Below are 23,655 nucleotides of genomic sequence, written 5' to 3'. Positions count from 1 at the left end.
GCCGGCCTACCGGCCTACCGATCTGCTGACCTGCTGACCTGCTCGGACTTGGGTGAGGCCGTGGCCCGTACGGCCTCACCCGGGTTCCAGGCCCGACTCCAGGCCCGATTCCTGGTCCGACTCCCGGCTCAGCTCCTCGCCCAGTTCCTCCCGGAGCGAGCGCTGGAAGGCCGTGACCAGCGCCTGCGCCACCATCGGCTGGATGTGGTCCGTCAGCGCCCGCATCCGGGCCAGCTCGGCGGGCGCGGGCTCGCTCTCCCGGTACGGCTTCCACACCGTCTCGCGGAACAGCCGCTGCAACTCCCGTGCCGTCGCCCGGCTGTGCTCCAGCACCACCGCCCGGGCGGCCAGCAGCGTCTCCAATGGGATCGGCACGTCCAGGATCCGCACGCCCAGCGGCAGCAGCCCGGGATCCACCCGGAACACGTCCGGAGCCCGCGTCCGCTCCAGCGCCCCCATCGCGGCGAGCCGCTCGACCTGCCCCTCCGTCAGGCCCCGCCCGGCCCGCCGCTCCAGCTGCGCCCGGGTGACCTCCTCCGGGGTCTCCGGCGTCCACGACGCCACCAGCGCACGGTGGATCGCCAGGTCCAGCGGCGTACTGTCCTCCGGCAACCGCGCCAGGTACCGCTCGATCGCGGCCAGCGTCAGGCCCTGCCGCTGCAACTCCTCGATCAGCTCCAGCCGGTCCAGGTGCGCCGCCCCGTACAGACCCACCCGCCGCGGCCCCAGCTCCGGCGGCGGCAGCAGCCCCTTCGTCCCGTAGAACCGCACCGTCCGCACCGTCACCCCGGCCCGCGCCGCCAGCTCGTCCACCGTCAGCCGCACTCCGCCCCCCACCCCGCCGTGCTCCCCCATCCGCCGCCTCCCGTGCTGGCACACTCCTGCTGTGACAGCAGCAGTGTGACAGTGGTGGGCGGGCCGGTCCACCGATGCGGGCGGCGGGCGGCAGGCGAGCGGCGGGGGTGTGCGGGAGTGCGGGCGCGTGCGGACGCGTGGGGGCGCTGACGCCGACGCCCCGGCCGTCCGCCGGGGGACCGGCTTCGGGCAGGGGCGTCGGGGTTGCGGCGTCGGGGTTGCGGTGGCCCGGGGGGTCAGGCGAGGGCGGCGTGGTGGCGGCGGGTGACCTCGGGGTGGGCCCTGGTGTAGCCCTTCCACTCGTTGAGGCCGAAGTCGGCGAAGAGCGGGTTGGCCGGGTCGGCGGTGGCGCCGGGGGCGTGGTGGGCGAGCGGGAAGTCCAGCGGCTCGATGTGGGCGTCGAGGCGCGGGTTGTAGAAGAACGGCACCGAGAAGCGCTCGCGGGCGCCGACCGGGCTCACCACGCGGTGGTTGGTGGCCTTGAGGTAACCGTCCGTGGCCACCTCCAGCAGCTCGCCGAGGTTGACGACGAAGGCGCCGTCGAGCGGCGGGACCTCGAGGAAGGTGCCGTCCGCGCGCTCGACCTGGAGGCCGCCGACGGTGTCCTGCAGCAGCAGGGTGATGAAGCCGTAGTCCTTGTGGGCGCCCACGCCCTGGCCGGCGCCGTCCGGGGCGGTGCCGGGGTAGCGGACCAGCTTGAGGCGCAGGTGGGGGTGGCCCGCGAAGGCCTCGTCGTAGAAGTCGGGGCGGGCGCCGATCGCGGCGAGGAGTTCGTGCAGCAGGCGGCGGGCGACCGCGCCGAGGTGGTCGATCCAGCCGAGCGCGGCGGTGCGCAGCTCGGGGAGGGCCTCGGGCCACTGGTTGGGCCCCTCCAGCCACCAGTACGGGGGCTCGCCGCTGCCGGGGACGTGCGGGGGCAGCTCGGCGCCGATGTCCAGCTGGTCGCGCCAGTCCTGGCTGCCGCCGGTGCGCTCGTCGCCGGTGCGGGTGTAGCCCCGGTAGTGGGGGGAGTTGAGGTTGCTCACGGCGAGCCGGTCGGCCTCGGGGAGGGCGAAGAAGGCGCGCATGGCCCGGGCGAGCGCGGCCGTCTCCTCCGGGGTGACGCCGTGGCCGACCAGCTGGAAGAACCCGACGCCGGTGGCCGCGGCGCGGAGCTCGTCGTGCAGGCGGCGGCGGTCGTCCGGGCTGCCGTCGGCGAGCGAGAGGTCGATCACCGGGAGGGCGTCCGCCGAGGGGGCTTCCGCCGAGGGGGAGCCGGTGCCGGTGCCGGTCTCGGATATGGGCGTGTACTGCTGCGTCATGTGTGACATCCGCTGGGTCTCGTCCCGGCTGGTCCCGGTGGTCGACCGGGGGCGGCCGGAGCTGTGCCTGGTGCGGCGGGTGCTCCGGGGCCGGGAGGTGGTGGCGGCCGGGCAGGGGTCGCCGTTGAGGGTGGGTGGCGCGAGGTTCAGCCGGAGCGTCGACAGGACATGGTCGTCACGCGGAGCAGGTCCACGTGGCGGCGGCGAACAAGGATGAGCACCCCACCAGCCTAATTGACCCGTTCTGCGGCAGGCGAGCCCCCTGCAGCGGAGGGCCACTCGCCATTTGTCGGTGATCTATCAAGTTGTGGGACGGTAGTGCCGGAGTGTGGGCGGTGGCGGCTCCTTTCGGGAGTCGTTCAGGAGTTGTTGAGGTAGGCCAGGACGGCCAGGACCCGGCGGTTGTCGTCGTCGGAGGGCTGGAGGTCGAGCCGGACGAAGATCGATGCGGTGTGCTTGGCGACGGCCCGCTCGGTGATCACCAGCTGCTGGGCGATCGCCGCATTGGACCGGCCCTCCGCCATCAGTCCGAGCACCTGCCGCTCTCGCGGGGAGAGCGTGGAGACCGGGCCGGCCGAGGAGTTGTGGGTGAGCAGCCGGGTGATCACCTCCGGATCCATCGCGGTGCCGCCCTGGGCGACCCGCCGCACGGCGTCGATGAACTGGGTGCCGTCCATCACCCGGTCCTTGAGCAGGTAGCCGATCCCGCCGGTGCTGCCGGCCAGCAGCTCGCGGGCGTACAGCTGCTCCACGAACTGCGACAGCACCAGGACGGGCAGGCCCGGGTGGGCCTGACGGGCCGCCAGCGCCGCCCGCAGGCCCTCGTCGGTGAAGCTCGGCGGCAGCCGGACGTCCACCACGGCGATGTCGGGCCGGTCCGCGGCCACCGCGGCGAGCAGCTGCTCGCCGTCCTCCACCGCCGCGGTGACCTTCATGCCGTTGGCCTCCAGCAGCCGGGTCAGTCCGTCCCGGAGGAGGAAGAGGTCTTCGGCGATGACAACGCGCACGGGATCTCCAGGTTCACGATGGTCGGCCCACCGGGCGGGCTGCTGATCGCGAGCACCCCGTCGAAGGCGGCCAGTCGGCGTTCGGTTCCGCTGAGGCCGGTCCCCCGGGACGGCTCGGCGCCGCCGCGCCCGTCGTCGGTGACCGATATCCGCAGCAGCCCGTCACTGTGCCCTATCTCGATCCACACCCGCGAGGCCCCGGCGTGCTTCACCACGTTGGCCAGCAGCTCCGTCACCGCGAAGTAGGCGGCCGACTCCACCGGGGCGGGAGCCCGGCCGGGCAGGCCGCCGGTGAGGCCGACCGGCAGCGGCAGGTCCAGCGCCGTCGCCCGCACCGCGTCGGCCAGGCCGCGGTCGGCGAGCACCGGGGGGTGGATCCCGCGGACCAGGTCCCGCAGCTCGCCCAGCGCCTTCACCGAGGACAGCCGGGCCTCGGCCAGCAGCGGCCCGAGGGCGTCCGGGTCGTCCTTCAGCTGCTCGGCCACGGTCAGCAGCATGCCCAGTGCGACCAGTCGGGCCTGCGCCCCGTCGTGCAGGTCCCGCTCGATCCGGCGCAGCTCGGCCGCGCCGGCGTCGATGGTGTCCGCCCTGGTCCGCGCGAGATGGCTGACCTGGCGGGCCAGCTCGGCCCGGCGGGAGGGCCCGAGCAGGGCCCGGGCGGCCTTCTCGTGGATCCGCAGGGCCGGCGGGGCGGCCCACAGGACGGCCAACGGGGCGATGGTCAGGCCCATCGAGTAGACGACGCCCAGGGCGAAGAACGGTCCGTTCCGGCCGAAGACCTCCAGGGCGACCGGGGTCAGCACGACGATCGCAGCGGTGAGCAGCACGGTGGCGCCGGTGAGCAGCGTCCAGGCGAAGTCCCGCCAGGTCGCCGGGTCGGTGAGCCAGCCGCCGGCCCGCAGTCGCGGCCAGGCCCCGGCGCGGACCGGCCGGCGGTACGGCACCGGTATCGGCCGCCCGCTCCACTTCCCGACGGTGCGCCTGCTCTCCGTCGCGATCCAGCGGGCGCCGAACAGCCCGAGCACCAGCAGTGCGGGCGCCAGCCAGACCGAACCGGACCGGCCGCCCGGCGCCGCACCGCCGTAGAGGTGGGCCGCCATCAGCGCTATCGTCCCCGGAGCGAACAGCGCGGCGCCGACCGCCCGGCCGCCGCCCCCGGTGGCCCAGCAGAGCGCCCACAGGGCGACCGGTGCCATCGGCACCGCCAGGATCAGCGGCCCGCCCGGGGTGAAGCCCCCGGGCTCGTCCGGACCGAACAGCGCGGTGGCCAGCAGGACCGGCCCCGCCAGCAGTGCGAGGAACCCCGTCACGGCCAGCGTCACCGCGTACCAGGCGCGCACCCCGTCCGCACACGCCCGGCCGACCCGCAGGGCCAGTCCGTTCAGCACTCCCGCGTCCATGACGCGCCCCCTCTCCCTTGCGCGGCCCCGCCCGGAGGCCGCGGTGCCGCGACCCGAAGCCGCGGTTCCGAAGCTGTCGTTCCGGGGCCTCGCGGACCCCGGTTCCGATCTTTCGCTGGGTCAGTCTGCCCGGCCGGGGCCTCTGGTGCTCTAGGCCTGAACACCCAGTTCGGGGTGTATCTGGATACACCCCGTAGAGGCCGTCCAGACGGCTGTCGGCACCCCGCCGCCGATTCGTAGCGTGATGTTCCGTCAGCCGGCCCGGGCTTCCCGGGGCCGGACGCCGAACAGTGGAGGGCCCGTGAACGCGCCGATCATCCGGATCCGCGGCGTCAGCAAGACGTACGACCGATCCGACGCCGCCCGTCCCGCCCTGGCCGGGCTCGACCTGGAGGTCCGGGCCGGCGAGGCACTGGCCGTGCTCGGCCGTTCGGGCAGCGGCAAGTCCACCCTGCTGAACCTGATCGCCGGCCTCGACCGCCCGAGCGAGGGCGAGGTGGAGGTGGACGGCGTCGCCGTGCACCGGCTCGGCGAGGCCGCGCTGGCCGAGTACCGGCGGGCCCGGATCGGCATGGTGTTCCAGTTCTTCAACCTGCTGGACGACCTGACCGCGGAGGACAACGTGCTGCTCCCGGCCCAGCTGGCCGGGATGCGGCGGGAGCAGGCGCGGGCCCGGGCCGGGGAACTGCTGGAGCGGCTGGGGGTGGCCCGGCACGCCAAGGCCTTCCCCGGCCGGCTCTCCGGCGGGGAGCGCCAGCGGGTCGCGGTCGCCCGGGCGCTGATGAACCGTCCGCCGCTGCTGCTGGCCGACGAGCCCACCGGGGCGCTGGACACCGCCTCCGCCGCCGACGTCCGCGACCTGCTGCGCGGGCTCAACGCGGAGGGCCAGACGATCCTGCTGGTCACCCATGACACCGCGCTCGCCGAGGCCTGCGCCGACCGGACGATCGAACTGCTCGACGGCCGGCTGGTCCGGGACACGGCGGCCGTGCCGGCACCGGGCGGTGGCCGATGAGCGCGCTCGGCAAGGTGGTACGCGCCGGGGTCGGCCGTCGGCGGGTGCAGACCCTGGTGATGGTGCTCACCACGATGGTGTCCGTGACGGCGTGCATCCTCGCGCTCGGGCTGCTGGTCGCCGCCCAGGGCCCGTACCAGCGCTCCTTCGCCGACCAGCGCGGCGCCCACCTCAACGTGCTGTACGACCGGGCCAGGGCGAGCCCCGCCCAGCTCGCCGCGACGGCCCACGCGCCCGGCGTGACGGCCTCGGCCGGCCCCTACCAGGCGGTCGCCGTCCAGCCGCGCTCCGGCCCCGATACCCGGATCCCGCCGGCCGGGAGCCCGCTGCCGCCGATGACGCTGGTCGGCCGCGCCCAGGACGGCCCGCTGGACGGCCTGCGGATCACCAAAGGCCGCTGGGTCGCCGGCCCCGGCGAGGTGGTGTTCCTGGACGGGCACTCGCCGCTGGCGGTCGGCGACAGCATGGAGTTCCCGGAGCTGCCGGGGCATCCGACGCTCAAGGTCGTCGGCCTGGCGGCCTCGGTCTCCTGGAGCGCGGACGGCTGGGTCGCCCCGGAGCAGGTGGCCGGGCTGACGGCGCCCGGCACGGAGCCCTCCGTCCAGTACCTCTACCGCTTCGCCCACGCCGGCGGCGACGCCGAGGTGGAGGCCGACCGTGCCGCACTGGCCGCCGCGGTCCCGGGCGGGGCGCTCGCCAGGGCCACCTCCTACCGGCCCGCCCAGGAGGAGGCGAACCGGACGGCCTCGACCTTCGTCCCGTTCGTCACGGCCTTCGGGGTGCTCGGCCTGGCCATGTCGGTGCTGATCATCGGAGTCGTGGTCAGCGGCGCCGTCAGCGCCGCCACCCGGCGGATCGGCATCCTCAAGTCCCTGGGCTTCACCCCGGCCCAGGTGGCGCGCGCCTACGTCGGCCAGGCGCTGATACCCGCCGGGGTCGGCACGGCGCTCGGTGTGCTCCTCGGCAACCTGCTGTCCGTACCGGTCCTCGGGCTGGCGCACAAGGCCCTGCGCGGCGGGCTGCTCGGCATCCCGGTCTGGGTGGACGTCGTGGTCGCGGTGGCGGCCCTGGGGGCGGTGGCGGGCACCGCGCTGGTACCGGCGCTGCGGGCCGGGCGGCTGCGGACGGTGGAGGCGCTCGCGGTCGGCCGGACGGCGCCGGGCGCCAAGCGGGCAGCCGCCCGCGGCACGGTCGGCGGGGCGGGGGCGGTGGGCCCGGTGTCCCGGGCGCAGGAGCTGATCGGCCGGCTGCCGGTGCCACGGGCGCTCAGCCTCGGGCTGGCCTCCCCGCTCAACCGGCCGGGCCGCTCGGCGACCACCGGGGCCGCCGTGGTGCTCGGCACGGTCGGGGTCACCCTCTGCGTCGGCCTGACGCTCTCGCTGGGCTCGATCCAGGACGGTCTGGCGGCCGACCGCGCGGGCAAGGTGGTGGTCCAGACCCCGTTCGACGGCTCCGCGCCGTCCGCCGACCACGTGGACGAGGCGGCCGTGGCCAGGGCCGTCGACTCCCGCCCGGGCACCCGGGCCTGGTACAGCACCGTCCCGACCCCGGCCGCCCTGGCCGGCAGCACCGGGCGCTCCGAAGTGGTCGCGTTCAGCGGCGACACCTCCTGGAGCGGCTTCCAACTGGTCTCCGGCCGCTGGTTCCACGGCCCCGGCGAGGTCGTGGTGGCCGCCGCCACCCTGCGGGCCACCCAGGCGAAGGTCGGTGACACCGTCACCCTCACCGACCACGGACGCAGCACCCCGGCGAAGATCACCGGCGAGGTCCTGACCACCAACGACCTGGTGTTCACGGACCGGTCCACGCTGGCGCCGCTCGGCGGCGCGATCCACGCCGAGGCGCTCACCTTCCACATCGACCTCACCCCGGGCACCGATGCGAAGTCCTACGCCGACGGGCTGGACCAGGCCGTGAAGCCGCTGGGCCTGAGCGCCGACCCCGGAGAGGAGCACCTCAGCATCGTGGTGCTGGCGATGAACACCCTGGCGGGCACGCTCACGCTGCTGCTCTCCGTGGTGGCGGGACTCGGGGTGCTCAACACCGTGCTGCTGGACACCCGGGAGCGGGTGCACGACCTCGGGGTGCTCAAGGCGCTCGGGATGTCACCCCGGCAGACCGTCGGCATGGTGCTCACCTCGGTCTGCGGCAGCGGGCTGGCGGCCGGGGTGATCGGGGTCCCGATCGGCATCCTGGTGCACCACCGGGTGATGCCCGCGATGGCACGGGCCGCCGGAATCGGGGTGCCGGACGCCGACCTCGCCGTGTTCGCCCCGTCGGTGGTGGGGCCGCTGATACTCGGCGGCCTGGTGCTGGCCCTGCTCGGAGCCGTCCTCCCGGCCACCTGGGCGGCCCGCACCAGGACGGTCACGGCGCTGCGGACGGAGTGACGACGCGGGGGAGGGCCAGGAAACGAAACAAAACCCGGTACCCGGCCCCGTCTGGGAACCCCCCGTAAGGCTCCCAGACAGGGCCGGGCCGGGCAGGGCCGACCCAGGCCGTCCGATCAGGCCCGGATCAGGCCCGGACCAGGCCCGGACCAGGCCCGGACCAGGCCCGGATCAGGACAGCCGTGCCGCCGCGTACGCCTCCATGGCAGCACGCTGGTAAGCGGCCAGGCCCGGGGCGATGGCCTCGTACGCGGCGCTCCACTGCTCGTTCTCGGTGCAGGAGCGGGCGATCGCCAGGTACTCCTCGGTCGAGACGGACCGGAAGTCGTGGAGCAGCCGGTACTCCTCCTCGACCGTGCTCTGCACGGCCTCGGCGTCGGCCGGGTGGCCGGCCGCCTTCAGCTCCGCCAGGCGGATCATGCGGGCGGTCCGCTCGCGCTGCCCGGCCTCGATCTCGGCCGGGGTCATCGCGGCGGTCGCGCGCCGGGCCGCCTCGGCGTGCTCGGGGAAGTCGCGCAGGCTCGCGTCGACGTCGTCGGGCTGGATGCCCTCGAACAGGTTCTCGGGGCGGTTGATGGTCATGGGTGTGCCGTCCTTCTGGGAACGTTCCAGGTCGGCGATCGTGCGGGAAACGGTGGCGGCCAGGGCGTCGAGCCGGTCGCGCTCGGCGACCAGCCGCCGGCGGTGGCCCCGCAAGGCCTCCAGCTCGTCCACCTGATCGCTCAGGATCCGGGCGATCTCGGTCAGCCCCACGCCCAGCGCCCGCAGTACCAGGATCTGTTGCAGCTGGAGCAGCTGCCGCTCCTCGTAGTAGCGGTGGCCGTTGGAGCCGATCCAGGCCGGGGGCAGCAGCCCGATCTCGTCGTAGTGCCGCAGGGTCCTGGCCGTCACACCGGACATCCGGGCCACCTCGGCGATGGGCCAGGCCATGGTTGCCTCCCTCGTTTCCACATCCCACGTTCGCGTGGACCAGGGCCGGTTCTCCGGCCCTGGTCACGACGGTAGAAGCTGCCGCTGCGGCAGCTTCAAGCCCGGGACTTCCACGCTGCCCGCACGTTGTCGTACGGCCGCTCAGACCTCGCCGAACCAGTCCAGGGACTGCCCGTGCGGTCCGGTGAAGGCCACCGGCCGCTCGTCCAGGGCGAGCGCGAACAACCCGGCGACGGCCGCCGGGCGGGGGAGGCGTCGGGCGACGGCCGGCAGCACCGAGACGGCCTCGTTGGAGATCCAGTGCCCGGGCAGCTCACGCATCGTCGCCGCGAACTCCTCCCGCTCCTCCGGCGGCAGGTACGCGAGCACCGCGCTGTGGAACACCACCGGCGTCGCCCCCGCCGGGGCCCGCGCGACCAACTCCCGTACCGTCGCGTTGAGATCGCCGCGCACCAGCAGCGGCGGTTCGGCCCGGGCGACCCGGACGGCGCCGCGCAGCCGCTCCAGCCGATGGGTCTGCTCGGGCCAGACCAGCGACTCCAGCCAGCGCATGTCCTCCTCGGCCCGCACGTCCAACGGATTGAGGTCGATCCCGGCCCGCCACACCACCTCGGGCAGCCGTTCCCGCAGGGAGCCGGGGAGCGGCACCGGCCCGCTCACCACGCAGTCCAGCGTCACCGGGCTCGCGGCGGCGCCGAACTCGGCGACCGGGGCACCGGCCCCACGCTCATGTCCGTCCCCGTCCCCCTGCCCGTCCCCGTCCCGCTGCCCGTCCTTGTCCCGGTCCCCGGCCAGGTACCGGTACCGATACCGGTCCGGGTACAGGCAGAGCCCGGCCGAGGCGCCCACCTCGATCAGGGCGAGCGGCTGCGGCAGCGCGGCCAGCAGCGGCAGCAGGGTGGCGCAGCGGCCCGCCTCGTTGGTCTGCGTCCGCCGCTCCAGCATCGTCGCCGAGACCTCGGCCCACCGCTGCGCCGCCCAGTCGCGGAAGGTCGGCCAGCCCTCCGTCACCGGCCCACCCAGGTGCCGGACCGCGCCGAACAGCAGGTTCGGCTGCCGCTTCACGGCCGGAAGCCCGTCCAGCAGTGCGCGCAACTCCCCGTCCCCGGCGACGCCTTCGGCCAGTTCCTGGTAGATCGGCGAGTTCCCGCGCGCCTCCCGCTCCGCGAACGCCCGGTAGAGCTCCTCCGTGTCGCCGCGCATCCCCCACCGGTCCTTTCGACGCCTTCGCGAGTGATCGAATCGGCCCAGCCTACGCCCGGACCGACGTGCCACCCGCTGACCCCAAGCGCTCTCCCGGACGGTGAAGCAGGAGTGGCGCGGTCCGCCGTGACCGCCGGGTGGTGGGGAGCTCACGGCCTTGGGAGCGACTGGGTTCGGGGCGTACCGGCCCGGCGGATCGGCCACCGGGTGACCGGCAGGTGGCCCGTCGGGTGAGCATGAGTTCGGTGTCGGGCCTGCGGTGAACAGCGTCACCGTCTCCGATGACCTCCTGGAACGCCACTTCGCCGCCTTCGAGGAACCCAACGGCGAGGGCGAGCGCGTCATTGTCCAGGAACAGCTCCCCAGGCCGCTGCCCAGGGCTCGTCCGCGAGTTCGGCAGGCTCCAGCACGCGTCGGGCGCAAGGAGAAGGAGGGTGAACTACCGCTGCTGTCGGACGACTGCGGTGCCGGCGCCCAAGTCGACACCCAGGCGAGGCGGGGCGCCGGCGTGGTCGTCGTCCCGTAGGACCAGTTGAGTCCGCCGCTGCTCGATCTGCACGCGCTTGTTGGCATTGAAGAAGGCGTGCAACTCCTCGGTCGCGGTGGCGCCAAGGCCGAGCCCGCTCCTTCGCGTCCGGGTGGTCAGACGGCGGCACAACCATCGCGGGCTGCCCGATCGAACCACGAGATGCCGGATCGAGGCCAGTGTGAAGGGCACGATCACCAGTACTGCCATGAGGAGCAGACCCGCCATCATCACCATGTCGGTCCAACGCGTGGAGGTGACACATCCGTTCCTGGCCGTTGCCGCCGTCCACGGCGGCGCCGATCGGCCGCCGACCGGGCTTGTCGCCCACTGGCGGCAACGGCTCCTGGGTGCTCAGCCGAGCAGGCCGCCCATGTGGCCGTCCTCGGCGAGCAGCCGCCAGGAGCAGCCGGGCGAGGCGAACGCCTCCGGGTCGACGGCCTCCACCAGCCGGTCCACCACCGCGCTCAGCAGCGCCTGCGGATCGAACACCGACCATGTCTCCCGGGCCCGGCCGTAGTCCCAGCGGTCCCATTCGGCGCGCAGCCGCTCGTACGTCCAGAGGGCGTAGAGCAGGGCGGACAGGTCGCGGTTGAGGTAGGCCTCGGGGTGGCCGTCGTCGTACCAGTCCGGCAGCTCCAGCCGGCCGGTGGCGCCGTCCAGGGCGATCGTGAGGTCGGTCGGCCAGTCCCCGAGGGCGAGGAAGTCCCGCTGGTACGGGCGTTCCTCCTCGCCGTCGAAGTACTCGGGGTAGGCCTCGCCCATGGTGACCAGCGGTTCCTCGCACACCCCGAACATCGCCCCGCCCAGCGGCAGGCCGACCTCGGTCAGCAGCCGCCGGGTCGGCTCGTGGACCAGGGCGGCGGGCAGCTCGGCGGGCCGGAAGCGGTGCACCCGGCCGGGGCCGCCGTCCTCGTCCGTCAGCGCGGCCAGCTCCGCCACCAGCTCCGGGGCTATCGCGTACGCGGGCCCGCCCGGACCGCCCGGCAGGGCGCCCCAGCCCAGCGCCCGCACCAGCAGCGCGGTGCCCCAGTGCGGGGGCGGTGCGGAGCCGTCGCCGAACAGGCCGGGATCGATCTCCCGCATCCGCCGTTCGGCCCCCGCCAGCACCTCGGCCAGGACGGCCGGTCCGCGCCGCCCGTCCAGCGCCTCCGGGCGCAGCGCCGCCTCGGCCACCGCGTCGACCTCGCGCACCAGGCCCGCGAGCGCGGTCAGGCCGGAGGCCAGCAGGTCGCGCCGCGGGCCGCCGTTGTCCAGGAACACCTCACCGGTCACCCCGTCCAGCAGCACCAGGCTGCCGCCGGCGGCGAACGGCGTGCAGTACTCCGTCTCCCCGAGGACGAACAGCCGCTCCGCCTCCGCCGGGAACGCCGTCAGCTCCCCGCCCCGGAGCGCCTCGAAGTCCAGGAACGCCCCGGCCGCAGGCAGCCCCTCCCGCACCAGGAACTCCCGGCTCCCCGCGTGCACCACCCCACCCGGCAGCTCCGCCACCCGCTCACACCTCACGTGCCCCCACCCTTTCCCGGCCTGCCCCGTGACCCACAGACCCTAGCGGTCCGGCCTGACAGTGCTGAGGTGTGCTGTGGGTGGGGGAGGTGTGCGGTGGCCCGCCCGGGTCACGGCAGCGCGACCTCGTCGACGTTCCAGTGTTCGGGCAGGTCCGCGTCGCAGAAGGCGCAGGCGTAGTGCTCCTCGCGGACGAGGTTGCAGTTGCCGCACCGCGGGCAGCGGCGGAAGACCGCGGCGTGGGTGAAGGCGCCGGGGTGCGGGAGTCCGACGAGGGTGAGGGCGGCGGCGACGGCGGGCCAGGAGGTGGTGTCGGGGCAGTAGCCGGTGGAATGGTTGCCGACCGTCTCGACCTCCCAGCCGTCCCGCGAACGCCGGAACCCGATCTCCCCGGCGCTCAGCACCAACTCACCACCCGCGCAGGCCACATGCTCGCTACGGTGCGGAGCAAGCCGCAGTGTGCCGCCGAGGCCGACCACGAAGGTGAACGGCTCCGCGAGCTCCGCCGCCGTCCGCTCCGCCCGCTCCTCCGCCCAGGCGGCGAACTCGCCTGCTGTCCGTACCGGTTGGCCGCGTCCGGTGCCCGTCCCGCCGTCGTCCCCCGGCCACAGTTCCGGCGGTCCCACGTACCGGTACGCCCGTCCGAAGCCGTCCGCCGTCTCCGTCGCGACTCCCCGTTCGGTCAGCCGCACTCGCCAGTACGCCATCTCGACGGCCGTCCCGCTCAGGCCGAAGTCCCTCAGCTCGTCGAGGAGTTCCCGGGTCTGCCGGAGCGGGAGCCCCGCGCGGCCTCCTGGCCCGGTCGCAGCAGACGGCTACGCACTGGGGGCAGAACCGCTCGGCATCCCACCGCAACTCCCGCCCGTGCAGCAGGAACTGGCCGACGCTGCGGACGGCGGTGCCCCCGCAGTCCGGGCACCGGACGGCCGTCCTCGCGCCCTGCCCCTCGTCCGTCACGCCGGATGCCCCCATGCCCCATGCTCCCGTGTGCCCGTGCCCTGCCCCCGATGTCCGACACCCTACGGCGCCCCGCACCCGCCACCCCCGGCCCCGTAGAGTGCGGGGATGAAGCGCTATCTGCTGACCGGCACCCCGGGGGCCGGGAAGACGGCGGTCCTGCGGTGGTTGGAGTGCGCGGGCTACCCGGTGGTCGAGGAGGCCGCCACGGACGTCATCGCGCTGCGGCAGGCCCAGGGCGTGCCGGAGCCGTGGACGGACCCGTCGTTCGTGGACGCGGTGGTCTCCCTGCAGCGGCAGCGGCAGGAGGGGGCCGTCGGCGGGCCGGGGGAGGTGCGGTTCTTCGACCGCTCGCCGGTGTGCACGTACGCCCTGGCGGTGTACCTCGGTCATCCCGTGACCCCTTTCCTCGCCCGGGAGTTGAATCGCATCCGGGCGGAGGAGGTGTACGAACGCGAGGTGTTCTTCGTGGAGAGCCCGGGCTTCGTCACCCCGACCGAGGCGCGGCGCATCTCGTACGAGGAGTCGCTGCGGTTCGAGCGGATCCACCGGGAGGCCTATGCCGGGTTCGGGTACGTGTGCGTCCCGATCGCTCCGGGGCCGCTCGCCGACCGGGCGGCGGCCGTCGTGCGGCACGTCGGCACGCCCGCCCGGCACGGAGGCTGAGATCCCCGGCCGCTCCTCCGTCCTCCCGGTGCTCTCCGGCTCAGGCGATGCTGCCGCCCTCCCGGCGTTCTCCGGCTCAGGCGAGGCCGCCGGCCTCCCGGGCCGCCCGCTCCACGCGGTCGTGGTGGGCCCGCCACCAGTCGGTGTCGCCGGGGGCGGTGTTGGCGCCGTCGGAGCGCTGGCCGGTGGCGCCGTCGACGAGTTCGCGGACCAGGTCGGCGTGGCCGACGTGGCGGTGGGTCTCGGCGATCATGTGGACGAGTACCCGGTGCAGGGTCTGCTCATGGCGGGCGCCGAACGGCACCTTGCCGACGGCGTCCAGCGGCAGGGCCTCGATGGTGGCGTCGGAGTGCGCCCAGACCCGCCGGTAGCGCCCGACGACCTCTTCGGTGCTCTCGTCGGCCCGCGCCCACAGGTCGCCGTTCGGCTCGGTCTGGCCGGTGATCCACACCGGGGCCGGCTCGGGGAAGGGGCGGCCGAAGGTGTCGCCGAAGTACAGCGCCTCGGCGCCGGTGACGTGCTTGACCAGGCCCAGCAGGTTGGTTCCGGTGGGGGTGAGCGGGCGGCGCAGGTCGTACTCGGAGAGGCCTTCGAGCTTCCAGAGCAGGGCGTCGCGGGCGTCCTGGATGTAGATCCGGAGGTCGTTCTTGTCATCTGCAGTGGTCATGGGATCAGTCTGTTGATCGCATGATGCCTGTCCATTGATTTCCGGTCCCACCCGCCCCGACCAGGCGTCAACCCGTGCCATGATCAAGCCTGTTCACCCGAAACAGACCTGTGAGGAGCAGCCATGACCGGCGACGCCTGGTCCTGGGACGAGACGCTGTTCGCCGGAACGGCCGCCCACTACACCCGGGGCAGGCTCCCGTACGCCCCCGGACTGGCGGAGGCGCTGGCCGGGGCGCTGGGGCTCGACGGGCGGGGGCGGCTGCTCGACGTGGGGTGCGGGCCGGGCACGCTGGCGCTGGGGCTGGCCCACCTGTTCGGCGAGGTCGTCGGGGTGGACCCGGACGCCGGGATGATCGCCGAGGCGCGCCGCGTGGGCGCCGAGGAGCCCAAGGCCACCTGGGCGCGGGCCCGGGCCGAGGAACTGCCGCCGGGCCTCGGCACCTTCACACTGGCGGTCTTCGGCCAGTCCTTCCACTGGATGGACCGCGACCTGGTGGCGGCGACCGTACGGCGCATGCTGCGGCCCGGCGGCGCCCTGGCGCACGTCTCGGACCTGAAGGGCGAACCGCGTCCCACCGAGGGATTGCCGCACCCGCCGGTCCCGTACGCCGCGATCGACGGGCTGGTCCGGCGCTACCTCGGCCCGGTCCGCCGCGCCGGGCAGGGGCTGCTGCCGCACGGCACGCCGGGCGACGAGGCCGCCGTCCTCGCCCGGGCGGGCTTCGCCGGCCCGCAGCGGATCGTCGTCCCGGGCGGACGGCCGCTGGAGCGCACGGCCGACGACGCGGTCGCGGGCGTCTTCGCGCTCTCCTCCTCGGCCCCGCACCTCTTCGCCGATCGCCGTCCGGCCTTCGAGTCGGACCTCCGCCGCCTCCTCGCCCGGACCTCGCCGTCGGGGCTCTTCTCGGAGCGGCAGCCGAGCAGTGAGGTGTTCATCTGGCGCACCACGGAAGAGCGTTGACGGTCCGGGGCCGTCAACGCTCCCACGGGGGAGGATGGAGAGGAGGAGTGGAGAGCGGTCAGCGGACCACGTCGAGGACCTGCTTCTGGATGCCGTTCCCGTAGGCCCCGTACTCGACCAGCTTCAGCTTCTGGGCGTCCTTGTCCGTCGTGCTGAACAGGCGCTTGCCGGCGCCGAGCAGCAGCGGGAAGACGAGCAGGTGGTAGCGGTCGATCAGGCCGGCGTCCGAGAGGGCGTGGTTCAGGGTGGCGCTGCCGTGGACGATGATCGGGCCGCCCTCGGTCTCCTTCAGCGCGGCGACCTCGTCGAGCGAGCGCAGGATGCTGGTCTCACCCCAGTTCGACACCAGGTCGGCCTCGGCGAGGGTGGTGGAGACGACGTACTTCGGCAGCGTCTTGTAGTGGGCGAACTCCGCCATGTCCGGCCACACCGGGCTGAACGCCTGGTAGCTGGCCCGGCCGAGCAGCATCGCGGTGGCCTCCTCCTGCTCCCGCCCCTTGATCTCGAACGCCTCGGGGAGGAACTCGATGTCCTTGAAGGTCCAGCCGGAGTTGCGGTAGCCGGGTTCGCCTCCGGGGCCCTCGACGACGCCGTCGAGCGAGATGAAGGCGGTGCTGATCAGGGAGCGCATGGGTGGTACCTCGGTTCTCGTGCGGTTCTGCTTCTGTCGGGTCTGAAGGAGGTCTGAAGGAGATCTGAAGGTCTGAAGGTCCGATGGCCCGAAGGTCCGAAAGGTCAGGCGAGGGCTCCGGCCAGCCACCGCTGCCAGGCGGCCTCGGCCTCGGCCCCGGTCCCGGCCCCGTCCGGAGTCGGGCCGAAGAGGTGGTGGAACATCAGCACCAGGCCGGAGCCGTGGTGGAAGGTGTAGAGCCCGTCGGCGGTGCGGACCTCGAAGCGCTCGTCGTCCGCCCAGACCACCTCGCCGTCCAGCGGCGGCAGGCCTGCCGGTTCGCCGTGGACCCGGGTGCCCGCGGCGACCGGGAGCGGCAGCGACAGGGCGCGGGCGAGGAGGGCCCGGACCTCCGGTTCCGTCCGGCCGCCCGACGGTGCGGCGGCGAAGACGGGGACGGCGGTACGGCCGGGGAAGTGGGTGAGGTACTCGCGGAGCGTGTGGAGGTGGAAGGGCCAGCCGCGGCGCAGCGCGTCGTACTCGTCCTGCCAGTCGTCACCGAGCAGGCCACTGTGGACGACGCGGAGCACGGTGGCGCCGCCGTCCCGGCCCTCGATCAGGTACTCGAAGGCCATGAACCGGCCGTCCTCGCCGGTGGCCGTACGGGTGGCCAGGCGCTTGCCAGGCTCGTAGGCGGTGACGACCGCCTCCGCGCGGTGGCCCCCGGTCTCCATGACGGCGGTGCCGCCCTCGCGCGGGTCCAGCTCGTTGCGGCCCATGAACCAGGAGTCGATCCCCGGTCCGGTGGCGATCGCCTCCCAGACCTGTTCCGGGCTCGCCGGCAGGGAGGTCTCCAGCTCGATCTCGAACGGGTGGGTCATCGTGGGTCCTCCTGGTCCGCCCGGGTGACGTCCTGTTCCGTGCCGGGTCCGTCCTGCTCCGCCCCGGGGCCGGGCTGGGCGGCGGGGATCTGGTGGAGTCCGACGATCACCCGGTGGCTGCGGCCCCCGGGGGCGGACTCGTCGTGGTAGCGGCTGACGAGGGTGGCCACGGACTGGGCCAGTTCCTCGGCGAAGGCGGCCCGGTCGGCGGCGGAGGCGAACCGCACCTGCGCGTCGATGCCGAAGCTGGCGACCCGCCGGCGGGCCCGGGAGGCGCCGGTCAGCAGGGCCCCGACCTCCTGCACCAGCCGGGAGCCGAGCGTCAGCAGCCAGCGGGCGGAGAGCTGGTCGGGGGAGCGGGCGGGGTCCGGGCTCACGGCGGCCAGGACGCTGGGGGAGATCACGTAGGAGGCCGCGGTGGCGCGGTACACCCGTTCGGTGACGTTGCCCTTGCGGCGTTCCTCGTCGAGTTCGACGAGGCCGTGCCGCTCCAGTTCCTTCAGGTGGTAGTTGACCTTCTGCCGGGGCAGGCCCAGCCGGGCGGCCAGCATGGCGGCCGAGGCGGGCTCGGTCAGGGCGGCGAGGAGGCGTGACCGCAGGGGGTCCAGCGAGGCCTCGGCCGCGGCGGGTTCTTCGATCACGGCGACTTCCAGCACCCTTCCAGCATCTGTCCGACAAAAAAATTTGTCAAGGAAAGAACGTTTGTCGGTAGTCCGGTCGGACGAACGGTGTCGCCCGTCCGGTGCCGGAGCCTCCGGCGGCCGCGCCGAGGTGCGCAGCCCCGCGCCGCGATCCGCGCAGCCCCGCCGAGGCGGGACAGCGGAGAGTGACGGGTGGGGTGGACGGATCGGACTTGAATCTTTGCGAACGAATGTTCGATCCTGGGGGTGTGCCCGTTTTCGAACCTTTTTTCGAATCCACCGCCGAGCAGACCGCACGCCCCGTGCTCCGCCCGGTGGCGTCCCCGGCTGCCGTGTCGGGAAAACGGGGGCAACAGGGGGAGGACGGGGAGCAGAGGGAGGGGCGGGGGCTGCTGCCGGTGCCGTCCGCGCTGCGGGAGGTGCTGCCCGAGGCCGGGCTGCGCCGGGGGACGGCGGTGTCGGTGGCGGGCGGGGACACCGGGCTGCTGCTGGCGCTCGCCGCCGGGGTGAAGGAGACCGAGGGCGGCTGGGCCGCGGCGGTCGGACTGCCGGACCTGGGGCTGGCCGCCGCCGAGGGGTACGGGCTGGACCTGCGCCGACTGCTGGTCGCGGACGACCCGGGGCCGCACTGGGCCGAGGTGGTCTCGGTGCTGGCCGGCGCGGTCGAGCTGATCATGCTGCGCCCGGACGGGCCGGTGCCGCCGAAGCTGGCCGCCCGGCTGGCGGCGGTGCTGCGGCGCAGCGGCTGCGTGCTGCTGGTCGCCGGACCGTGGCCGGGCGCGGCACTGCGGCTGGGGGTGCGCTCCGGGCGCTGGTTCGGGCTGGGCGACGGCCACGGACAGCTCGTCGGCCGACAGGTGGAGGTGGTGGCCGAAGGCCGCGGCTCGGCGGTGCGCGGCCGGACGGCCCGGCTCTGGCTGCCGGACGAGTACGGCGCGGTGCGTCCGCTCCAGGAGCAGCCGCAGCCGGTGGCGGAACCCACGGTGATACCGGCGGCGGAGCCGATGGCACCCCGCGTGGCGGCGGTGGTCTGAGGTGACGGCCGAGACAGCGATGGCATCCGGGACGGCGGACGACAGGACCCCCCGGGTGCTGGTGGTCTGGTGCCCGGACTGGCCGGTGGCGGCCGTCACCGGCGACGACCCGGTCGCGGTGACCGAGGGCGGGCGGATCCTCGCCTGCTCGGAGGGCGCCCGGGCGGCCGGGGTGCGGCAGGGGCAGCGGCTCAAGCTGGCCCAACGGCTCTGCCCGGAGCTGGAGTTGCGCGACCGCGACCCGGAGGCGGAGACCCGCCGCTTCGAGCCGGTGGTCGCGGCGGTGGAGGCGTTCACGCCCCGGGTGGAGGTGATCCGCCCGGGCCTGTGCGCGATCCCGGTGAAGGGCCCGGGCCGCTACTTCGGCGGCGAGGAGGCGCTGGCCGCCAAGGTCGGCAGGGCGGTGGCGGACGCCCTCGGGCAGCCGCTCATCCCGGACGCCGTCCCGGGCGCGCCGGCCGTCGAAGAGCGGCAGCCCACCGCCCCTCCACCGGCCACCACCGCCCCCCGGGCCCGGGTCGGTGTCGCCGACGGCCTGTTCGCCGCCGTGCTCGCCGCCCGGGCCGGGGTGCTGGTCCCGGCCGGACGGACGGCGGAGTTCCTCGCCCCGTACCCGGTGAGCGCGCTGGGCGACGAGGCGCTGGCCGAACTGCTCGGGCGGCTCGGCCTGCCCACCGTCGGGGCCTTCGCCGCGCTGCCGGCCGAGTCGGTCGCGGACCGCTTCGGCCCGTCCGGGACGGTCGCGCACCGGCTGGCCCGCGGCTTGCAGCCGCGTCCGCTGGTGCCCCGCGACGAGGAGCCGGACCTCGCCGTCGAGCAGCGCTTCGACCCGCCGGAGCCGTCGGCCGAACCGCTGGTGTTCGTCGCCCGCGCGCTGGCCGAGCAGCTGCACCAGCGGCTGGCCGGGGCCGGGCTGACCTGCCGCCGGGTGGCCGTCGAGGTGGCCTGCGCGGACGGCCGGACGGCCTCCCGGCTGTGGCGGCACGAGGGCCGGCTGTCCGCGACGGCGCTGGCCGAGCGGGTCCGCTGGCAGCTCCAGGCCTGGCAGGGCGCGGGCACCTTCACCGGCACCGGCACCGGCACCTTCACCGGCACAGGCGACGGCGACGGCAACGGCGGGGAGGACACCGGCTTCACCCTGCTCCGGCTCGCCCCCGACGGCCTCTCCCCGGACCAGGGCCGCCAGCTCGCGCTGTGGGGCCAGGCCGTCGCGGACGACCGGGTGGAGCGGGCGGTCGCCCGGGTGCAGGCGGTGCTCGGCCACGCCGGGCTGCGCCGGATCGAGCCGGCCGGCGGGCGCGGCCCGGGCGAGCAGGCGGTGAAGGTGCCGTGGGGCGAGCCGTACGAGGCGGCGGTGCCGTCCGACGCGCCGTGGCCGGGGCGGCTGCCGGAGGTGTGGCCTGCCGTGGTGCTGCGGGAGCCGGCGCCGGTGCGGGTGCTGGACGGGGCCGGGCGGCCGGTCATGGTGGACGGCCGGGCGGGGGTGTCGGCCCGGCCGGCCCTGGTCGTGGTCCGGGGCCGGGAGGAGCGGGTGGACGGCTGGACCGGGCCCTGGCCGGCGGTCGAGTACTGGTGGGACCAGTCGCTGGCCCGGCGCCGGGCGCGGTTCCAGGTCGTGGTGGAGGGCGGCCGGGCGCTGCTGCTCACCGTGGAGGGGGGTGCCTGGTACCTGGAGGCCGGCTACGACTAGCGGCCCCGGCACCCGAACGGAGCAGGCCGCAAGGGCAGGGCCGAAGGGAGCGGGCCGAGAAGGCCGAGTAGGCGAGCAGGGGGGAGCAGGACGAGCACGAGAACGACGAAGGCAACCCCCGATGGGCTTCACCAGCCACCCCACGCTCCCCTGGAGCGAGCTGCACCGCCGGCTGACCGGCGCGGCGCCGGACCGTACGGTCGTCCCGCTGCGCCGCCCCGCCCCGGCTCCCGAATGCGCCGCACCGGAGCAGCCCGCCGCACCGGAGCAGCCCGCCACCCCCTGGGCCGAACTGCACGTCCACTCCGCCTTCAGCTTCCTGGACGGCGCCAGCGACCCGGAGGACCTGGTCGCCGAGGCGGTCCGGCTCGGCGTGGAGACCCTCGCGATCACCGACCACGACGGCCTGTACGCCGCCGTCCGGCTCGCCGAGGCGGCCCGGGGCACGGGCCTGGCCACCGTGTTCGGCGCCGAGCTGACGATCCGCGACGGCGGGACGGAGGAGCACCTCCTGGTCCTCGCCCGCGACCCGGCCGGCTACCGCCGCCTCTCCGCCGCGATCGCCGCCGCCCAGCTGGCCGGCGGCGCCAAGGGCAACCCGGTGTACGACCTCGGGGCGCTCGCCGGGGCGCACGACGGCCACTGGGCGGTGCTCACCGGCTGCCGCCTCGGCCGGGTCCCCGCCGCGCTCGCCGGGAGGCACGGCCCGGACCAGGGCGAGGCCGAGCGCAGGCTCCGCACCCTCGCCGAGGCGTTCGGCCCGGAGAACGTCCACGTCGAGCTGATCGACCAGTGGCTGCCCGGCGACGACCGGCGCAACGACGCCCTCGCCGCCCTCGCGGCGAAGGCGCGGCTCCCCGTCGTCGCCTCCACCAACGCCCACCACGCCGGCCCCGCCCAGGGCCGCCTCGCGCAGAGCCTCGCCGCCCTGCACGAGCGCCGCACCCTCCAGGACGCGGTCGGCTGGACCAGCGCGGCCGGCACCGCGCACCTGCGTTCGGGCCGGGAGATGGCCGGCCGGCTGGCCCGCTTCCCCGGGGTGCAGCGGGCCACCGCCGAGCTCGGCCGGGCCTGCGCCTTCGACTTCGCCCGGCTGGACCCGGAGCTGCCAGGCTTCCCCGTCCCCGCGGGCGGGACCGAGATCGGCCACCTGCGCGCCCTGGTCGCGGCCGGCGGCCCGGCCCGCTTCGGCTCCGGCAACGCGGCCGCCCGCCGTCAGCTCGCCAAGGAGCTGGACGTGATCGAGGACCTCGACCTGGCCGGCTACTTCCTGATCGTGCACGACATCGTGGACTTCTGCCGGAGCCGGGACATCTGGTGCCAGGGCCGCGGCTCGGCCGCCAACTCGGCGGTCTGCTACGCCCTCGGGATCACCGCCGTCGACCCGGTCCACTACAAGCTGCTGTTCGAACGCTTCCTCTCCACCGCCCGGGACGGGCCGCCCGACATCGACCTGGACATCGAGAACCGCCGCCGCGAGGAGGTCATCCAGTACGTCTACCGCCGCTACGGGCGCGAGCACGCCGCCCAGGTCGCCAACGTGATCACCTACCGGCCCCGGCTGGCGATCCGCGACGCCGCCCGGGTGCTCGGCTACCCGCAGGGGCAGGTGGACGCGTTCAGCCGGCAGACCGACTTCCGCTCCGCCCCCGGCGCGGACGCGGTCATCCCCGCCGACGTGCTCCGACTCGCCGCCCAGCTCCACGGCCTGCCCCGCCATCTGGGCATCCACTCGGGCGGCATGGTGCTCACCAAGGAGCCGATCGGCGAGATCTGCCCCACCGAGTGGGCCCGGATGCCCGGGCGCTCCGTGCTCCAGTGGGACAAGGAGTCCACCGCCGGCGCCGGGCTGGTGAAGATCGACCTGCTCGGCCTGGGCATGCTCGCCGCCCTGCACGACGCCTGCGACCTGGTCGCGGAGCACCACGGCCTGCGCTACGACCTGGCCACCATTCCGGACGACGACAAGGGCGTGTACGCGATGCTGCGCCGGGCGGACACCGTCGGGGTGTTCCAGGTCGAGTCCCGGGCCCAGATGGCGACCCTGCCCCGGCTCAAGCCGGACCACTTCTACGACCTGGTGGTCGAGGTGGCGCTGATCCGCCCCGGCCCGATCCAGGGCGGCTCCGTCCACCCGTACCTGCGCCGCCGCGCCGGGGCGGAGCCGCCCGGCTGCCCGCACCCGCTGATGGAGAACGCCCTCGGCAAGACCCTCGGGGTGCCGCTGTTCCAGGAGCAGATGATGCAACTCGCCATCGACTGCGCCGGGTTCACCCCGGAGGAGGCCGACCGGCTGCGCCAGGCGATGGGCGCCAAGCGTTCGCACGAGCGGGTCGCCCGGCTGCGCGAGCGGCTGCTCACCGGGATGGCCGAGCGCGGCATCCCGGCCGAGGTGGCCGAGGACGTCTACGGCAAGATCGAGGCCTTCTCCAACTACGGCTTCCCGGAGAGCCACGCGATCAGCTTCGCCTACCTGGTGTACGCCAGCGCCTGGTTGAAGCACCACTTCCCGGCGGCCTTCACCTGCGCCCTGCTGGCCAACCAGCCGATGGGCTTCTACTCGCCGCTCAGCCTGGTCGCGGACGTCCGGCGGCACGGCGTGCGGGTGCGCGGGGTGGACGTCAACGCCAGCGGGGCGCGGCCCACCCTGGAGCCGTACCGGGGGCCGACCCCGAAACCGCCGCTGACCGCCGGGCGCCCGCAGCCGGCGATCCGGCTCGGCCTGGAGACGGTGCGCGGCATCGGCACCCCGCAGGCCGAGGCGATCGTGGCCGGGCAGCCGTACGCCGACCTGGAGGACTTCGCCCGCCGCACCGGCCTGCCCGGTCCCGCCCTGGAGGCGCTGGCGACGGCGGGGGCCTTCGACTGCTTCGAACTGACGAGGCGTCAGGCACTGTGGGCGGCGGGGGCGTTCGCCGGGATCTCGGACGGCCTGATCCCCGGCACCACCCCCGGGACCGAGGCGCCGGAGCTGCCCGGCATGAGCCCGGTCGAGGAGACCATCGCCGACCTGTGGGCCACCGGCACCTCCGCCACCAGCCACCCGCTCCAGCACCTGCGCGCCCACCTGGACCGCGGCGGCGCGCTCAGCGCCGCCCAACTCCCGGATGTGCCACCGGGAACGGAGGTGGTGGTCGGCGGTCTGGTCACCCACCGGCAGCGGCCGCCGACGGCCGGCGGGGTGCTCTTCCTCAGTCTGGAGGACGAGACCGGGCTGATCAACGTGATCTGCAACCGCCCGGTCTGGGAGTCCCAGCGCCGCACCGCCCTGGACCGGGCCGGACTGCTGGTGCACGGCCGCGTCGAGCGCGACCGGGGTGCGACCAACCTGGTCGCCACCCGGCTCACCCCGCTCCGGATCGGCCTCTGAACGGGGCGGGCCGGCGTGTGCCTGTGAGGCGGCGCGCGTCGAC

At 74.7% G+C, this 23,655-nt stretch carries 20 protein-coding genes; 7 read left to right on the top strand and 13 right to left on the bottom strand.

Annotation, left to right across the window (positions count from 1 at the left end; translation table 11 throughout):
* Nucleotides 1-75 precede the first annotated feature (75 nt).
* From ACFU7Z_RS00305 to ACFU7Z_RS00290, 4 genes are all read right to left on the bottom strand, one after another.
* Nucleotides 76-855, bottom strand: coding sequence for a MerR family transcriptional regulator (locus ACFU7Z_RS00305; protein ID WP_380775003.1), 780 nt, complete (start codon nt 853-855; stop codon nt 76-78).
* A 236-nt stretch (nt 856-1,091) separates the two neighbouring features.
* On the bottom strand, nt 1,092-2,156 hold the full coding sequence (locus tag ACFU7Z_RS00300) for an isopenicillin N synthase family dioxygenase (protein WP_380775001.1): 1,065 nt from the start codon (nt 2,154-2,156) through the stop codon (nt 1,092-1,094).
* A 359-nt stretch (nt 2,157-2,515) separates the two neighbouring features.
* Nucleotides 2,516-3,163 (bottom strand): response regulator transcription factor, encoded by a 648-nt coding sequence (locus ACFU7Z_RS00295; protein WP_049655241.1) that lies wholly within the window; start codon nt 3,161-3,163, stop codon nt 2,516-2,518.
* The gene (locus tag ACFU7Z_RS00290; protein ID WP_380774999.1) at nt 3,115-4,563 is read right to left on the bottom strand and encodes a histidine kinase; all 1,449 of its coding nucleotides are present in this window, start codon (nt 4,561-4,563) and stop codon (nt 3,115-3,117) included. Before ACFU7Z_RS00290 ends, ACFU7Z_RS00295 begins: the two co-directional genes overlap by 49 nt.
* 301 nt (nt 4,564-4,864) lie before the next feature.
* Between ACFU7Z_RS00290 and ACFU7Z_RS00285 the strand changes: the two genes are divergently transcribed.
* Both ACFU7Z_RS00285 and ACFU7Z_RS00280 read left to right on the top strand, forming a co-directional pair.
* Nucleotides 4,865-5,578, top strand: a complete 714-nt coding sequence (locus ACFU7Z_RS00285; RefSeq protein ID WP_234348522.1) for an ABC transporter ATP-binding protein — start codon at nt 4,865-4,867, stop codon at nt 5,576-5,578.
* Complete coding sequence (locus ACFU7Z_RS00280) at nt 5,575-7,968, top strand: FtsX-like permease family protein (protein WP_380774997.1); 2,394 nt, start codon at nt 5,575-5,577, stop codon at nt 7,966-7,968. The genes ACFU7Z_RS00285 and ACFU7Z_RS00280 overlap by 4 nt, the downstream gene beginning before the upstream one ends.
* A gap of 171 nt (nt 7,969-8,139) precedes the next feature.
* Here ACFU7Z_RS00280 and ACFU7Z_RS00275 read toward each other — a convergent pair whose 3' ends face one another.
* The 5 genes from ACFU7Z_RS00275 to ACFU7Z_RS00255 form a co-directional block, all read right to left on the bottom strand.
* Entirely contained in the window at nt 8,140-8,898 is a 759-nt protein-coding gene (locus ACFU7Z_RS00275) for a MerR family transcriptional regulator (protein WP_375875231.1), read from the bottom strand.
* A 141-nt stretch (nt 8,899-9,039) separates the two neighbouring features.
* Nucleotides 9,040-10,101, bottom strand: coding sequence for a DUF2332 domain-containing protein (locus ACFU7Z_RS00270; protein ID WP_380774994.1), 1,062 nt, complete (start codon nt 10,099-10,101; stop codon nt 9,040-9,042).
* Nucleotides 10,102-10,540: 439 nt separating this feature from the next.
* Nucleotides 10,541-10,864 carry a DUF6191 domain-containing protein gene (locus ACFU7Z_RS00265; RefSeq protein WP_049653768.1) on the bottom strand — a complete coding sequence of 108 codons (324 nt, stop codon included), beginning with the start codon at nt 10,862-10,864 and terminating at the stop codon, nt 10,541-10,543.
* 117 nt (nt 10,865-10,981) lie between these two features.
* Nucleotides 10,982-12,118: an SUKH-4 family immunity protein gene (locus ACFU7Z_RS00260; RefSeq protein ID WP_074002256.1), complete on the bottom strand. Its 1,137-nt coding sequence runs from the start codon at nt 12,116-12,118 to the stop codon at nt 10,982-10,984.
* Between the two features lie 125 nt (nt 12,119-12,243).
* Nucleotides 12,244-12,840 (bottom strand): hypothetical protein, encoded by a 597-nt coding sequence (locus ACFU7Z_RS00255; protein ID WP_241852854.1) that lies wholly within the window; start codon nt 12,838-12,840, stop codon nt 12,244-12,246.
* 358 nt (nt 12,841-13,198) lie between these two features.
* Here ACFU7Z_RS00255 and ACFU7Z_RS00250 point away from each other — a divergent pair, with 358 nt between their 5' ends.
* Nucleotides 13,199-13,756, top strand: coding sequence for an ATP-binding protein (locus tag ACFU7Z_RS00250; protein ID WP_380774992.1), 558 nt, complete (start codon nt 13,199-13,201; stop codon nt 13,754-13,756).
* A 76-nt stretch (nt 13,757-13,832) separates the two neighbouring features.
* Here ACFU7Z_RS00250 and ACFU7Z_RS00245 read toward each other — a convergent pair whose 3' ends face one another.
* The gene (locus ACFU7Z_RS00245) at nt 13,833-14,423 is read right to left on the bottom strand and encodes a DinB family protein (RefSeq protein ID WP_049653774.1); all 591 of its coding nucleotides are present in this window, start codon (nt 14,421-14,423) and stop codon (nt 13,833-13,835) included.
* Nucleotides 14,424-14,546: 123 nt separating this feature from the next.
* On the opposite strand from ACFU7Z_RS00245, the gene ACFU7Z_RS00240 reads away from it, so the two are divergent.
* The gene (locus tag ACFU7Z_RS00240; protein WP_380774989.1) at nt 14,547-15,386 is read left to right on the top strand and encodes a class I SAM-dependent methyltransferase; all 840 of its coding nucleotides are present in this window, start codon (nt 14,547-14,549) and stop codon (nt 15,384-15,386) included.
* Between the two features lie 58 nt (nt 15,387-15,444).
* On the opposite strand, the gene ACFU7Z_RS00235 is transcribed toward ACFU7Z_RS00240, so the two are convergent.
* The 3 genes from ACFU7Z_RS00235 to ACFU7Z_RS00225 form a co-directional block, all read right to left on the bottom strand.
* A complete protein-coding gene (locus ACFU7Z_RS00235) occupies nt 15,445-16,017 on the bottom strand; it encodes a dihydrofolate reductase family protein (protein ID WP_074002260.1) in 573 nt (190 codons plus the stop codon).
* Between the two features lie 104 nt (nt 16,018-16,121).
* Nucleotides 16,122-16,877 carry an SRPBCC domain-containing protein gene (locus ACFU7Z_RS00230; protein WP_380774987.1) on the bottom strand — a complete coding sequence of 252 codons (756 nt, stop codon included), beginning with the start codon at nt 16,875-16,877 and terminating at the stop codon, nt 16,122-16,124.
* A complete protein-coding gene (locus ACFU7Z_RS00225) occupies nt 16,874-17,533 on the bottom strand; it encodes an ArsR/SmtB family transcription factor (RefSeq protein WP_380774984.1) in 660 nt (219 codons plus the stop codon). Before ACFU7Z_RS00225 ends, ACFU7Z_RS00230 begins: the two co-directional genes overlap by 4 nt.
* 383 nt (nt 17,534-17,916) lie before the next feature.
* Here ACFU7Z_RS00225 and ACFU7Z_RS00220 point away from each other — a divergent pair, with 383 nt between their 5' ends.
* The 3 genes from ACFU7Z_RS00220 (at nt 17,917) to ACFU7Z_RS00210 (ending at nt 23,612) form a co-directional block, all read left to right on the top strand.
* The gene (locus tag ACFU7Z_RS00220) at nt 17,917-18,552 is read left to right on the top strand and encodes a hypothetical protein (RefSeq protein ID WP_380774982.1); all 636 of its coding nucleotides are present in this window, start codon (nt 17,917-17,919) and stop codon (nt 18,550-18,552) included.
* Nucleotide 18,553: 1 nt separating this feature from the next.
* Complete coding sequence (locus tag ACFU7Z_RS00215; RefSeq protein ID WP_380774980.1) at nt 18,554-20,242, top strand: DNA polymerase Y family protein; 1,689 nt, start codon at nt 18,554-18,556, stop codon at nt 20,240-20,242.
* 121 nt (nt 20,243-20,363) lie between these two features.
* A complete protein-coding gene (locus ACFU7Z_RS00210; RefSeq protein ID WP_380774978.1) occupies nt 20,364-23,612 on the top strand; it encodes an error-prone DNA polymerase in 3,249 nt (1,082 codons plus the stop codon).
* Nucleotides 23,613-23,655 lie beyond the last annotated feature (43 nt).

It is taken from the genome of Kitasatospora sp. NPDC057518 (assembly GCF_042802075.1).
GTDB lineage: Bacteria > Actinomycetota > Actinomycetes > Streptomycetales > Streptomycetaceae > Kitasatospora.
Note: the sequence above shows the minus strand (reverse complement) of the source record. Positions and strands in the feature narration are given on the sequence as shown.